This is a genomic window from Acinetobacter sp. USHLN143 (assembly GCF_037145695.1).
GTDB classification, from domain to species: Bacteria; Pseudomonadota; Gammaproteobacteria; order Pseudomonadales; family Moraxellaceae; genus Acinetobacter; species Acinetobacter fasciculus.
In genome coordinates this window covers 1-259 of record NZ_JBBCWZ010000284.1, presented here as the reverse complement: position 1 = coordinate 259, position 259 = coordinate 1, and the positions used below count along the sequence as shown (strand labels likewise).

1 protein-coding gene is annotated in these 259 nt (G+C 54.8%); it reads left to right on the top strand.

Features of this window, described 5'->3' with window-relative positions; translation table 11 throughout:
* A partial coding sequence (tnpB, locus tag WFH18_RS18090; protein WP_336755450.1) for an IS66 family insertion sequence element accessory protein TnpB occupies nucleotides 1–259 on the top strand: 259 nt, incomplete at both ends.

Genomic DNA, 259 nt, shown 5'->3' with positions numbered 1-259 from the left:
CATGGCTCAGGTGGTGAGAGCCTTTGGCTACATCAAACCGCATTGTGCTTACCTGTTCTGTAATAAACGTGGCCATCGCATGAAAGTACTGGTGCATGATGGACTGGGGATCTGGCTGTGTGCCCGGCGGCTGGAACAGGGCAAATTTCACTGGGCTAAAGTTCACCAGGGTGAAAGCGTAGCCCTCAGCCCGGAACAGTTACAGGCACTGATCCAGGGTTTGCCCTGGCAGCGCATTGGACAACAGCAGGTAGTGACG